Annotated in this window: 11 protein-coding genes; 9 read left to right on the top strand and 2 right to left on the bottom strand. The window is 70.7% G+C overall.

Going from position 1 to position 12,624, the window contains the following annotated elements; translation table 11 throughout:
- The 8 genes from ASG74_RS15505 to ASG74_RS15470 form a co-directional block, all read left to right on the top strand.
- The coding region (locus tag ASG74_RS15505; protein ID WP_082569834.1) for an HNH endonuclease signature motif containing protein at positions 1–1,443 on the top strand (1,443 nt) is incomplete at its 5' end.
- Between the two features lie 157 nt (positions 1,444–1,600).
- Positions 1,601–1,990, top strand: a complete 390-nt coding sequence (locus tag ASG74_RS15500; RefSeq protein WP_056145682.1) for a YciI family protein — start codon at positions 1,601–1,603, stop codon at positions 1,988–1,990.
- Positions 1,987–2,349 carry a YciI family protein gene (locus ASG74_RS15495; RefSeq protein ID WP_056145680.1) on the top strand — a complete coding sequence of 121 codons (363 nt, stop codon included), beginning with the start codon at positions 1,987–1,989 and terminating at the stop codon, positions 2,347–2,349. Before ASG74_RS15500 ends, ASG74_RS15495 begins: the two co-directional genes overlap by 4 nt.
- A complete protein-coding gene (locus ASG74_RS15490; RefSeq protein ID WP_056145677.1) occupies positions 2,346–3,563 on the top strand; it encodes an RNA polymerase sigma factor in 1,218 nt (405 codons plus the stop codon). The genes ASG74_RS15495 and ASG74_RS15490 overlap by 4 nt, the downstream gene beginning before the upstream one ends.
- Before the next feature lie 102 nt (positions 3,564–3,665).
- Positions 3,666–4,694 carry a class II fructose-bisphosphate aldolase gene (fbaA, locus tag ASG74_RS15485; RefSeq protein ID WP_056145674.1) on the top strand — a complete coding sequence of 343 codons (1,029 nt, stop codon included), beginning with the start codon at positions 3,666–3,668 and terminating at the stop codon, positions 4,692–4,694.
- Between the two features lie 12 nt (positions 4,695–4,706).
- Positions 4,707–5,111, top strand: a complete 405-nt coding sequence (locus tag ASG74_RS15480) for a DUF3151 domain-containing protein (RefSeq protein WP_056145670.1) — start codon at positions 4,707–4,709, stop codon at positions 5,109–5,111.
- 242 nt (positions 5,112–5,353) lie between these two features.
- A complete protein-coding gene (locus ASG74_RS15475) occupies positions 5,354–6,160 on the top strand; it encodes a hypothetical protein (protein WP_056145666.1) in 807 nt (268 codons plus the stop codon).
- Positions 6,161–6,256: 96 nt separating this feature from the next.
- Entirely contained in the window at positions 6,257–7,555 is a 1,299-nt protein-coding gene (locus ASG74_RS15470; RefSeq protein WP_056145663.1) for an adenylosuccinate synthase, read from the top strand.
- A gap of 140 nt (positions 7,556–7,695) precedes the next feature.
- Here the strand turns inward: ASG74_RS15470 and ASG74_RS15465 are convergent, their stop codons facing one another.
- Both ASG74_RS15465 and ASG74_RS15460 read right to left on the bottom strand, forming a co-directional pair.
- Complete coding sequence (locus tag ASG74_RS15465) at positions 7,696–9,909, bottom strand: HelD family protein (protein WP_056145660.1); 2,214 nt, start codon at positions 9,907–9,909, stop codon at positions 7,696–7,698.
- A 143-nt stretch (positions 9,910–10,052) separates the two neighbouring features.
- Complete coding sequence (locus tag ASG74_RS15460) at positions 10,053–11,045, bottom strand: helix-turn-helix transcriptional regulator (protein WP_056145657.1); 993 nt, start codon at positions 11,043–11,045, stop codon at positions 10,053–10,055.
- Positions 11,046–11,338: 293 nt separating this feature from the next.
- Between ASG74_RS15460 and purD the strand changes: the two genes are divergently transcribed.
- Positions 11,339–12,619: a phosphoribosylamine--glycine ligase gene (gene purD / locus ASG74_RS15455; RefSeq protein WP_056145654.1), complete on the top strand. Its 1,281-nt coding sequence runs from the start codon at positions 11,339–11,341 to the stop codon at positions 12,617–12,619.
- Positions 12,620–12,624 lie beyond the last annotated feature (5 nt).

The following is a 12,624-nucleotide window of genomic DNA, read 5'->3' as shown; positions in this document are numbered from 1 at the left end:
GAGCAGCGGGCGCGGGTGGTGACCGAGGAGACGGAGTTCCTGTCGCCGCAGTCCGCCTTCGAGGTGGTGGAGCGGGTCAAGGACGTGTGGGGGCAGCTGACGGTGGGGCCGTTGCGCCAGGTGTTGGCGCGCACGGCCGCGCAGGTGGATCCGGACGCGGTGAGCGCGCACGCCGAGGATGAGCGGGCGAGGCGGGGGTTGACTCGCCGGTTGGGGTCCCATGGTACGGATCACTGGCGGGGCGACTTCCGGGTCGAGGACGCTCGCAGGGCGTGGGAGGCGGTGACGGTCCGCGCCCGCCAGCTGGTGCGCGAGGGCAAGGCCGACACTTTGGCGATGGCCCGCTCCGACGCGGCGATGCGGCTCATCCTTGAGCACAGTGATGTCAAGGTCGTCGTCCACGCCACCCGCGCCGCCGCCGACCCGGCAACCCAGAGCAGCGCAGGCACCGGCACACCATGCGCGAACACCACTACACGCAGCGCACAGACCACGGGGGCCACGACCACCCCGGCCTCACGACCGGAGAAGTCGCAGGCTGCGCCGGCTGGCCCGGCCTCCGCGTCGCCGGTTGGTAGGTCAGCCGCGGAGGATCTGGTCGAGGTGGGTGGGTTGGGTGCGCCCGGGACGACGTTCGTGCCTGCGGACTGGCTCGACGACGCCGGCACCTCCGCCCCTGAGCGCGAGCTGGCCTGCGACAGCGACACCGGAGCCCTCGTCCACGGAGATGTGCCCCCGTCCTTGGCCCGCGGCCAAGCCCAAGCCCGACGGGCCCACCGTTCCCGCGAACGAGCCCGAGAGAGAGCCCAAGAGCCTGGCGAGGGAGCAGTGACAGGTCAGGGCGGCGAGGAGGTCGTGGACTTCAGCGAGTCCTACCGGGTGCCCGACCCCATGGCCCGACTGATCCGGTTGCGTGACGGGTCCTGCCGCTTCCCCGGCTGCTCCACCCCGGCCCGTCAGTGCGACCTCGACCACGTCCGTCCCTGGCCGGGCGGGCCCACGTCCCCCATCAACCTGATGTGTCTGTGCCGGCGTCACCACCGCATCAAGCAACGCCACGGCTGGACCGCGCGGCTTCACCCTGACGGCACCGTCACCTGGACCGACCCCACCGGGCGCCGCACCACCACCTGGCCCGTGGACCACCTGCACCTCCTCACCGCCGGCCACACCTCCCGCGACCACGGCACCGCGTCGCGCCCCAGTCCGAGCGAGATCCCCACGACGTTCGAGGAAGAGCTCATCGAGCTCCTCGGCGGGCCCGACCACGCCCGACCCCGCGCCTACCCGGTCTGGTTCGACATCGAGGGCAACACCCACGGCGGCCCACCGCCACACATCGACCTCGACTCCACACTTGAACACGGCCTCGGGCCCTGGAGCGAGATCCTCGTCGACATCCCGCCGCCCCCACCACGACCACCGGATCCCATTCCCTTCTGACCGACTTCCGCGGGCGTTGTCGATTCGACTGTGGTTCGCTCGTCAGGTGCATGAGGTCGCGCTCGCGGCCTCGCGCCCCAAGGCCACAAGGAGAACCCATGACCGCTCAGACCAAGGAGTACGTCATCCTCGCCCTCGTCGACGAGGAGCGTGCGTCATGACCGCGCGCTACCTCATCCTCCTGCCGGGCAACGAGGACGCGTGGGAGGCGCTCACCCAAGAGCAACGCGATGCGGTGTACGCCCGCCACGATGAGTTCGGGGCCGGGCTACGGGCCAACGGCCACAAGGTCCTCGGTGGGGCCGAACTCACCCATTCGCGTGAGGCCAAGGTGGTTCGCGCGGACGCCCACGGGAAGGTCATGGTCAGTGATGGTCCGTTCGCCGAGATCGTCGAACAGCTGACGGGCTACTACGACGTGGAGACCGACGACCTCGACGACCTCCTCCGGCTGGTGGCTCTCGTCGCCGGACCGGACCACGCCGCGGCGGGCATGGGCGCCGTCGAGGTGCGGCGTGTTCCCACAGCTGAGGAGCGTGTGTCATGACCCGCTACTTCCTCAGCTTGGCCTACCCCGCCGAGGTGTGGGCAGACGCGTCCGAGAGCGACCGGGCCACCATGCACCAGGCACACCTGGACTTCGACGCGGCGGCGCGACAGCGGACCACCATCGTGGCCGGAGAGGCACTGGCGAGCACGGACACGGCCACGACGGTGCGGCACGTGGGCGGGCGGGCCCAGCTCACCGCAGGTCCCTTCGCCGAGTCGGCCGAGGTGGTCGGCGGCTTCTACCTCATCGACGCCGACAACCTCGACGTCGTCGTGGAGCTGTGCGACCTCCTCCCGCACTCCTACGCCATCGAGATCCGCCCGGTCGTCCGGGTCGAGGGCTTCGACCACACGTGACAGCCCTCGAGCGCGTCGTGCGCGAGGAGTGGGGCCGACTCGTCGCCCTGCTCCTCGCGCAGTTCCGTCGTCTGGACCTCGTCGAGGACGCGCTCGCCGACGCCGTTGCAACCGCCCACACCCGCTGGCCGCAGGACGGCGAGCCCGACAACCCGAGTGCCTGGCTCGTCACGGCCGCACGTCGCCGGATCCTCGACCGGCTGCGTGCCGAGGCGATGGCCGCGCGCAAGGAACCCCTGCTCACCGTCGAGGCCGAGCACCGAACCCGGGAGGGTGTCATGGCAGACGCCGGTGAGGTGGTCGACGACGACCTGCTGCGACTGGTCCTCATGTGCGCCCACCCCGCGTTGCCGCCTGAGGGTGCGAGCGCCCTCTCGCTCCGCCTCGTCATGGGCATCTCGACAGCCGACGTCGCGAGACTCTTCCTCGTGCCCGAGACGACGATGGCGGCCCGCATCACTCGCGCCAAGAAGAAGATCGTCACCGCCGGCATCCCGTTCACCATCCCCGGACGGGAAGCGATCGGCGAGCGGCTCGACGTCGTCGGGCACACGGCATACCTCGCCTTCACGGCCGGCTACGCGCCGGGAAGCGGACCGGACCTCCTGCGCGCCGAGCTCGCTGGAGAGGCGATCCGGCTGGCGCGCGTGGCCGATGCGCTGCACCCGACACCGGCGCTCGGCAACCTCATCGCCCTCATGACCCTGCAGCACTCACGGCGCGACGCGCGGGTCGCGGCCGACGGGACGCTCGTCCTCCTGCCCGACCAGGACCGCAGCCTCTGGCACCACGACGAGATCGCCGAGGCACTGGCGTTCCTCGAAGCGACCCGGCCCGGGACGAGCGCGCTCGCACAGAGCTATCGGCTGCAGGCGCAGATCGCCGCCGAGCACGCCACCTCACCCTCGCCCGACGCGACGCGGTGGGACCGCATTGCCAGCCTGTATGCCGTGCTCGAGCAGGTCTCTCCCTCACCTGCCGTGCGGGTGGCGAGAGCCGTCGCAGTGGCCGAGGCGGACGGGCCGCGAGCGGGCCTGGCGCTGCTCGAGGACCTGGACCTGCCGGGGCACCGCCTGCCCGCGGTGCGCGGTGAGCTCCTTGCCCGCGTAGGGGACGTGGCGTCGTCACGCGAGCACTTCGCGTCGGCCATCGCGTTGTGCGACAACGAGGTCGAGCGGGCCCACCTGTCCTCGCGGCTCAGCGCGCTGGCATAGCCCGCTGATCGTTACCGGCCGGTCGTTGGGCGCTCTGTTGCCACCACGGCGGCGCGTGGAAGGATCGGGGGAGATCCTGCTCGCCGCTGACAAGGAGACCCCATGCCCATCGCCACCCCCGAGATCTACGCCGACATGCTCGACCGGGCCAAGAACGGCTCGTTCGCCTACCCGGCGATCAACATCACCTCCAGCCAGACGATCACTGCGGCGATCCGCGGGTTCGCCGAGGCCGGTAGCGACGGCATCATCCAGGTCTCCACCGGTGGTGGGGAGTACGCCTCGGGTTCGACGGTCAAGGACATGGTGACCGGTTCGCTCGCGCTCGCCGCCTACGCGCAGGAGGTCGCGAAGAACTACCCGGTCAACATTGCGCTGCACACCGACCACTGCCCCAAGGACAAGCTCGACGGCTTCGTGCGCCCCCTCATCGCGGCGAGCACCCAGCGGGTCAAGGCGGGCGGTCTGCCGATCTTCCAGTCGCACATGTGGGACGGCTCGGCCGTGCCGCTCGACGAGAACCTCAAGATCGCCGAGGAGCTGCTCGCACTCTGCCACGCCGCCAACATCATCCTCGAGATCGAGGTGGGCGTCGTCGGTGGCGAGGAGGACGGCGTCGCCAACGAGATCAACGACAAGCTCTACTCGACGCCCGAGGACGCCATCGCCACAGCACGTGCCCTCGGCCTCGGCGAGAACGGCTACTACATGACCGCGCTGACCTTCGGCAACGTGCACGGTGTCTACAAGCCCGGCAACGTCAAGCTCAAGCCCGAGGTGCTGAAGGCGGCACAGGACGCCGTCCACAAGGAGCTCAAGACCGCCGACGAGAAGCCGTTCCACCTCGTCTTCCACGGTGGCTCCGGCTCGAGCGCCGACGAGATCGCGGCCGCCTGCGACTACGGCGTGGTCAAGATGAACGTCGACACCGACACCCAGTACGCCTTCTCGCGTCCCGTGGCCGAGTGGATGTTCAAGAACTACGACGGCGTCCTCAAGATCGACGGCGAGGTCGGCAACAAGAAGCAGTACGACCCGCGTGCCTGGGGCAAGGCGGCCGAGGCCGGGATGGCAGCGCGAGTCGTCGAGGCGTGCCAGAACCTGCGTTCTGCCGGAACGCACCAGGCCTGAGAGGGGGAGCGCATGACTGAGAACCTGCTCGGCATTCCCGAGACGCTCCTGCCCGAGGACCCTGCCGCACGGCTGCTCGACCAGGGTGTGGCCCCCGACCAGGTGGCCGCGGCCAACCCCACCTCGTCGCTGGCCTGGGCAACGCTGGCCGAGGACGCCCTCGCCGACGACCGCACGGTCGAGGGCTACGCCTATGCCCGCACCGGCTACCACCGCGCCCTGGACTCCCTGCGCAGGAACGGCTGGCGCGGTCAGGGGCCCGTCCCGTGGGAGCACGAGCCCAACCGCGGCTTCCTGCGGGCGCTCGCCGCGCTGTCCAGGGCGGCTGGCCTCATCGGCGAGAGCGACGAGGAGCGGCGCTGCGCCGACTTCCTGCGGGACTCCTCGGCCACGGGGGCCCGCGAGCTCGGACTGTAGGCCGCTGCGCCCGGGCGGGCGGCCGGCATACCGGAGGACACGCGAGAGAGGCTCGGACCGGTGGTCCGAGCCTCTCTTTCCCCTGCCAGGGAGCGCCGCGCCGTAGCGCGCGCCCGACCAGCTGTGTCCCCTGCCACCTCTGACCGAACGTTCGCACCATCATGCCCCGCCGCATCCCCGATCTGCGACACTTAGATGCCAATGGCAGGAACCTGCCGCGTGGATTGTCGGAGGAGGAGAACATGCCCCTGACCTCGGCAGATGGTGCACCAGCCGATCGGGTGCTCCAGGAGTACCTGGACCGCGAGGACGCGCGCATCGAGGAGCGGACTCGCGACCTCACGACGATCCGCGCCCTCCTCGACCGACTCCTGGACACCGACCGGAGCCGTCCCACCCCGGGGGTCGACCCGATCAGCGACGAGGTGGCGCCCGTCGTGGTGCGGCGCCTCCTCGAGGAGTCCACCGGCATCCTGCGCAACGTCGCCATGGTCGTCGACTCGGGCCCGGCGTTGGACGACACGACCATGCGCGACAACCAGGAGTGGATCAGCCGGGGCAACGCTCAGCGCACGATCTATCCCGCTGCCGCCCTGGATACCCCGCGGGGGGTGCAGTGGCTCCGGTCCTGGGCCGCAGTGGGGGAGGAGCAACGACTCCTGCCGGAGGTCGGTTCGGAGTTCGCGGTCTTCGGTGACGTCGGCGCCGTGGGGCTGGCGCGCTGGGGCGACGTCGGCTCCGGCTACGTCCTCATCCGCGGCCCCTTGCTCATCTCCACCCTGACGGCGTACTTCGACCTGGCGTGGGAGCATGCCCACGCGGTCCCCTTCGCTGCGAGCCAACCCGGTGACGAGCGACTTTTGGAGCTCCTCGGGATGGGTCTCAAGGACGAGGCGATCGCCCGGTTCCTCGGGCTGGGGCTGCGCACCGTGAGGCGCCGGATCGCTGCTCTCATGTCCCTGCACGGGGTCGACACCCGCTTCCAGCTGGGTGCTGCGCTCGCGTCCACGCGCCACGGGCCATCGGTGCGCACACGGCATACCCGATAGTCTGTTTCGCACCGGGAGCCCGTCGCGAACGCCTCGCGCCGGGCCCCTCGCATGTCACGCACGCGCGGTCCTCCCGCGCAGGGAAGGACAGATCAGATGCCGGCAATCGTGCTCGTCGGAGCCCAGTGGGGCGACGAAGGCAAGGGCAAGGCCACCGACCTCATGGGCGAGGACGTCGACTACGTCGTCAAGTTCAACGGTGGCAACAACGCTGGGCACACGGTTGTGATCGAGACCGACGGCAAGCGTGAGAAGTACGCCCTGCACCTGCTGCCCTCCGGCATCCTCACCCCGACCGTCACGCCGATCATCGGCAACGGTGTCGTCGTCGACCTCGAGGTGCTCTTCGAGGAGCTCGACGGCCTCAACGAGCGCGGCGTCGACACGAGCAAGCTGCTCGTCAGCGCCAATGCGCACGTGATCGCCCCCTACAACCGCACCCTCGACAAGGTGACCGAGCGCTTCCTCGGCGCGCGCAAGATCGGCACGACCGGGCGGGGGATCGGCCCGACCTACGCCGACAAGATGAACCGCGTCGGCATCCGCATCCAGGACATCTTCGACGAGGGCATCCTGCGCCAGAAGGTCGAGGCTGCGCTCTCCTTCAAGAACCAGGTGCTCGTCAAGATCTACAACACCCGTGCCGCTGAGGCCGACCGCGTGGTCGAGGAGCTGCTCTCGTATGCCGACCGGTTGCGTCCCATGGTCGCCGACACCGCGCTCGTGCTCGAGCAGGCGCTGAACGACGGCAAGAACGTGCTGCTCGAGGCGGGCCAGGCGACGCTGCTCGACGTCGACCACGGGACCTACCCGTTCGTCACGTCGTCGTCCGCGACGGCTGGTGGCGGCTGCACCGGGTCCGGCATCCCACCGACCCGGGTGTCGCGCGTCATCGCGATCCTCAAGGCCTACACGACGCGCGTCGGTGAGGGACCCTTCCCGACCGAGCTCGACGACGACAACGGCGAGTTCCTGCGCAAGACCGGTGCCGAGTACGGCACGACGACCGGTCGTCCACGTCGCTGTGGCTGGCTCGACGTCGTCATCGGCCGCTATGCCACGCGCATCAACGGCGTCACCGACTTCGTCATCACCAAGCTCGACGTCCTCACCGGGCTGCCCAAGGTCCCGATCTGCGTGGCCTACGACGTGGACGGTGTGCGCCACGACGAGATGCCGGTGGGGCAGACCGACTTCCACCACGCGAAGCCGATCTACGAGGAGCTCGACGGCTGGTGGGAGGACATCTCCGGCTGCCGCACCTTCGAGGAGCTGCCGGCGAACGCCCAGGCCTACGTGCTGCGGGTCGAGGAGCTCATCGGGGCCCGGGTCTCGGCGATCGGTGTCGGCCCCGGCCGCCACGAGATCATCGAGCGCCACGCCCTCCTCGACTGACTGACCCCTGCTTGGACCTCAACTTCCCCGCCTCCAGTGGCTTTCTCTCACCTCGCGTGACGGCCGCTGTCACGCGAGGTGAGAGAAACCCACTTCAGGCGGGAAGGGTGTGACTGGGGCTCGGGCCCGGGCCGAGTTGGTCAGGTGGGGCGCAGGACCGACATGCGGTGGGCTGCGCGGGTGAGCACGACGTAGAGCACGCGCACGCCACCGGGCGACTCCTCAACGATCGCGTCGGGGTCCAGCACCACGGTCGCGTCCCACTCCAGGCCCTTGGTCGAGAGCGGGTCGATGACCTGCACCCGGCCGTCGCCAGCGCCGTCAAGGTGCACCAGCCCATCGGCCCACCGACGCGGCGTGATGACCGCGATGGAACCTTCAACCTCGTCGAGGAGCTCGTGGACCGCGTCCTCCACGGAGGCCACCGGCGGCGTCTCCACGTCGCGGTCGACGGGGTCGACCCCGGTCTCGCGCACCGCCTCCGGGATGTCCGCGTCGGGCACCAGCGGCAGGATGACGTCGCGCGCGTAGTCGAAGATCTCGCGGGCGTTGCGGTAGTTGGTGTCCATGTGGAAGCCGCGCAGCTGCTGCGACCCGTAGGCCTCGAGACGTGCCGCCCGCGCCTCCTCGAGGTCGCCCCACGAGGCCTGGGCGGCGTCGCCCACCACGGTCCACGACGCGTTGCGGCCGCGACGGGCGAGCGTGCGCCACTGCATGGGTGAGAGGTCCTGGGCCTCGTCGACGAGGACGTGGGCGCTGCTCGACGGCCTCTCGATGCGTCCGTGGAGGAGCCGGGCCCGGGCATCGGTGGGGGTGACGACGCTCGTGCTCGATGGGTCATGCACGCGGCGGTCGACGCCCGCCCTGACGTCCAGCACGCCGTAGGACGACAGGTCGTCGAACTCCTCGATGTCGTAGAAGCCACGTTCCTCGGCCTCGGGCTCCTGCACCTGGCCGAGCTTGGCGGAGAGGTCGTCGATGAGGGCGACGTCCGAGACCGACCACGAGCCGAGCTCGAGCGCCTCACGCATGGAGTGCGACAGGGCCGCAGCCTCCTCGTGGTCGAGGACGCCTCGAGCGAGCGCATAGGTGCGGTCCGTGTCGGCGAGCGTGAGCAGGACCTCGCGCGGGTCGACCTGGGGCCACCACGACCGGAGGAACTCGTCGATGTCACGTGAGGAGTCGAAGGCGTCGAAGAACTCGTCGCGATCGCCCTGCCGCACCGACCGCCAGGCCTCCTGGGCCAGCTGCTCGCGAGCCTGCTTCGTGGCCACGTTGTGCTGGCTCGAGCGCAGCACCTGACGGCGAATGCGTTGCAGGACAGCCTCGTCCAGACGGACGGCATGTCCGTTGATGAAGACGCGCAGCTGGGACGGAGCCCCCTGGGGCGGGCGCGAGGCGGCCCGAGAGAGCAGCCGGCGGATGCGCAGCGAACCCTTGACGGCGGCGACCTCGGGCTGGTCGAGGCGGGTCGCGGTCACGCCGTCGACGAGGTCGCCGAGCGCACGCAGTGCGACGGTGTCCTCGCCGAGTGAGGGCAGCACGCGCTCGATGTAGGCGGTGTAGGCGGCGGACGGGCCGACCACGAGGATGCCGCCGGACTCGAAGCGACGACGCTCCGAGTAGAGGAGGTAGGCCGCGCGGTGCAGCGCCACGACGGTCTTGCCCGTGCCCGGACCACCGGTGATCTCGGTGACGCCGCGTGAGGGCGCCCGGATGGCCTCGTCCTGGTGGCGCTGGATGGTCGCGACGATGTCGCGCATCTGGCGGCCGCGGCTGCGGGTGAGGGCGGCGATGAGGGCGCCGTCGCCGAGGACGACGAGGTCGTCGGGCGCCTCGGGCACCATGAGGTCGTCCTCGGCACCGATGACGGTGGCCCCGCTGCAGCGCAGGACGCGTCGGCGGAGCACGCCCATGGGGTCCACGGGGGTGGCGCGGTAGAACGCCGCGGCGGCGGGCGCACGCCAGTCGATCACCAGCGGCTCGTAGTCGTCGTCGCGCACCCCGAGCCGACCGATGTGCCTGACGTCCCGCTCGGCCGCCGGGGTGTCCATGTCGCCGAGGTCGAGCCGTCCGAAGACGAGTCCTTCGTACTGCTTCTCGATCGCGGCACGGCGCTTGGCCGCGGCATACACGAGGGCGTCGCGCTCGAAGAGGCCGGTCATCTCCTCGTCGCGGACGTCGCCGGTGCGCATCGTGCGGCCCCGGGCCATGCCGTCGGCCTCGACGGCGTTGGCCCGCAGGGCTGCCTTCTCGAGCTCGGCGTAGACGCGGTCGACGTGAGCCTGTTCGAGCTCGATCTCACGGGCGACATCAGCCGAGGTGTCAGCGGCACCGGGGCGCGTGGTCGTCACGGGCGAGGCCCTCCCTGCAGAGCTACGAGTGTGCGGTGCGTCGAGCGCACGGAAGGGACGAGTCTACGCGTGCGCGCGAGGTGCTGGGTGCGCCTCGGGACATCCCAAGAGGTCGCTGCGGGAGGGCCCTCGGCGAGGCCGGGTCAGAGGAAACCGCGTTGCACCGCCGCGGTTCCGGCCTGGAACCGCGTCGTGGCCCCGAGCTCCTCCATGATCGAGCGGATCCTGCGCTCGACGGTGCGCTGCGAGACGGTCAGCTGGCGGGCGATCGTCACGTCGCTCGCCCCGGCGGCCAGCAGCGCGATGATCTGGCCGTCCCGGTCGGTGAGCCGCTTGAGGGAGGGCCCGCGCGGCGTGCGCGGCAGCGGCGTGGCAAGGGCGGCGAGACCCAGGCACATGTCCATGAGCGCACTGGCGAGCTGGCGCTGCTGGACGAACAGCGAGCCTCCGCCGCCGGGTTCGAGATGGCTGATGTCGATCACGGCGACCGTGCGGTCCACCGCCAGCACCGAGAAGGCGAGGTGCGGGGTGAGGCGCACATCGATGCCGTTGGCGCGCATCGTCTGCAACGCGCCGAAGGCCCCCTCCACCTCGAGGATCGACTGCTCGAACACGACGCACCGGTCCAGGTCGGCGTTGGTGGTGGTCGGCCGCGCCGCGATGATCGACTCTGCGTGCCGGAGGGTGGTCTGGTCCATGCGGGGGCTGCGCGCGCACAGGCGCACGATGCGGCTCTCGGCCCGTGCGGCTGCCCGGAAGAACGCGGACTCGATGTCGTCGACGGTGTCGAGCAGGGAGACGTCGGGGCTCGCCCGGGTTCCGCCTCGACCGCTGCGCGCCTCGTAGTACATGTGCGCCAGGCCCTCGGCCGCCGAACGGCTGGAGCGTGCCTGCCGCTCGAGCTCGGCCGCATAGGCAGGGATCGTCTGGTCGGGCGGGTAGACCTCGATGACGTCACGCCGGGCGGCGCCGACCATGCCGCGCTCCTGCAGGCCGGTCAGCGCACTGTCGACCTCGTCCTCGGTGAACCCCTCCTGCACGAGCGAGGAGCGCCGGGGCGCAGGCAGGCGCAGGAGCAGGAGGTAGACGCGCGTCATGAGCTCGTCACCCATCGTGGGGCTGTCCCGCTCGGCCATGGCACCACCCTATGGCGGGAAGGCGACATTGTCAGAAACCCGCCGCCGTTGAGTTTGAATCAAGGGTCTCCGGCATGTCATGGTTGGTCACGTCGACCTCGTCGACGTTCGCGCAGAGCCTCCGGTTTCCCCCAATCGTGAGATGCCGCGCGGACGGGCGCGGCGCACCCGGGGGTACCCCCCTGCTCCCCGGGCGCGCCGCGCTCACACCTTTCCGGGCGCCTACCGGTCGCGTATGCCGGGTCGCGGACCGCCGTCTGCACGCACCTCGTGCGCCCCTAGGCTTGCCCTCCATGAAGGTCCTCGTCGTCGGCTCCGGTGCCCGTGAGCACGCCATCGTCCGCAGCCTCGTGGAGGACCAGGTCGTCGACGCGGTCATCGCCGCTCCCGGCAACCCGGGGATCGACGCGCTCGCGCTGTGCGAGCCCCTCCCCGACCTCACCGACGCGGCGGCCGTCCTCGCGATCGCCCAGCGTCATGCCGTCGAGCTCGTCATCATCGGGCCCGAGGCCCCGCTCGTCGCCGGGGTGGCAGACGTGCTCCGCGACGCCGGCTTCGACGTCTTCGGGCCGTCGGCGGACGCGGCCCGCCTCGAGGGCAGCAAGGCGTTCGCCAAGGACATCATGTCGGCCGCTGACGTCCCGACGGGCCTCGCCCACGTGTGCACGACGATCGAGCAGGTGGCCGATGCCATGGACGCGCTCGGTGCACCCCACGTCATCAAGGAGGACGGGCTCGCGGCGGGCAAGGGTGTCGTCGTCACCGAGGACCGCGAGGAGGCACTGGCCCACGCGCAGGCGTGCCTCGCCAAGGAGGGCGGCAGCGTCGTCGTCGAGGAGTTCCTTGACGGCCCGGAGGTCTCGCTCTTCGTCCTCAGCGACGGTGTCACCGCGCTGCCGCTGTCGCCGGCCCAGGACTTCAAGCGGGTCGGGGACGACGACGCCGGCCCCAACACCGGTGGCATGGGCGCCTACAGCCCGTTGGGATGGGCCCCGCAGGGGCTCACCGACGACCTCGTCGCCCGGGTGGCGCAGCCGACGATCGACGAGATGCGCCGGATCGGCACGCCATTCGTCGGCGTGCTCTTCATCGGACTGGCCATGACGTCGCGCGGCCCCCGCGTCATCGAGTTCAACGTCCGCTTCGGCGACCCCGAGACCCAGGTCGTCCTGGCCCGGCTCCTCACCCCACTGGGTGGACTGCTCAAGTCGGCAGCGACCGGACGGCTCGACGACTACCAGAACCTGCGGTGGTCGCCGGAGCACGCCGTGACCGTGGTCGTCGCCTCCCACAACTACCCGGGGACGCCGCGCACGGGCGACTCCATCGCGGGGCTGGGTGACGTCGAAGGCGTGCCGACGGCATACGTGCTCCACGCCGGGACGGCGCTGGACGGTGACGGAGCCCTGGTGTCCGCCGGTGGACGGGTGCTCTCAGTCGTGGCGACCGGCCCCGACCTCGTGCAGGCGCGCGAACGGGCCTATGCCGCGGTCGCCCTCGTGCAGCTCGAGGGCTCGCACCACCGCAGCGACATCGCCCTCAGGGCGTCGCGTGACGAGATCGCCGTCGGCTGACCCGG

The sequence above is a fragment of the Knoellia sp. Soil729 genome (genome assembly GCF_001427985.1).
Classification (GTDB): Bacteria; Actinomycetota; Actinomycetes; order Actinomycetales; family Dermatophilaceae; genus Knoellia.
Note: the sequence above shows the minus strand (reverse complement) of the source record. Positions and strands in the feature narration are given on the sequence as shown.

Coding starts and splice junctions, on each gene's coding strand:
- purD (WP_056145654.1), top strand. CDS start 11,339: ATGAAGGTCCTCGTCGTCGGCTCCGGTGCCCGTGAGCACGCCATCGTC.
- ASG74_RS15475 (WP_056145666.1), top strand. CDS start 5,354: ATGCCCCTGACCTCGGCAGATGGTGCACCAGCCGATCGGGTGCTCCAG.
- ASG74_RS15470 (WP_056145663.1), top strand. CDS start 6,257: ATGCCGGCAATCGTGCTCGTCGGAGCCCAGTGGGGCGACGAAGGCAAG.
- ASG74_RS15460 (WP_056145657.1), bottom strand. CDS start 11,045: ATGGCCGAGCGGGACAGCCCCACGATGGGTGACGAGCTCATGACGCGC.
- ASG74_RS15495 (WP_056145680.1), top strand. CDS start 1,987: ATGACCCGCTACTTCCTCAGCTTGGCCTACCCCGCCGAGGTGTGGGCA.
- ASG74_RS15480 (WP_056145670.1), top strand. CDS start 4,707: ATGACTGAGAACCTGCTCGGCATTCCCGAGACGCTCCTGCCCGAGGAC.
- ASG74_RS15500 (WP_056145682.1), top strand. CDS start 1,601: ATGACCGCGCGCTACCTCATCCTCCTGCCGGGCAACGAGGACGCGTGG.
- fbaA (WP_056145674.1), top strand. CDS start 3,666: ATGCCCATCGCCACCCCCGAGATCTACGCCGACATGCTCGACCGGGCC.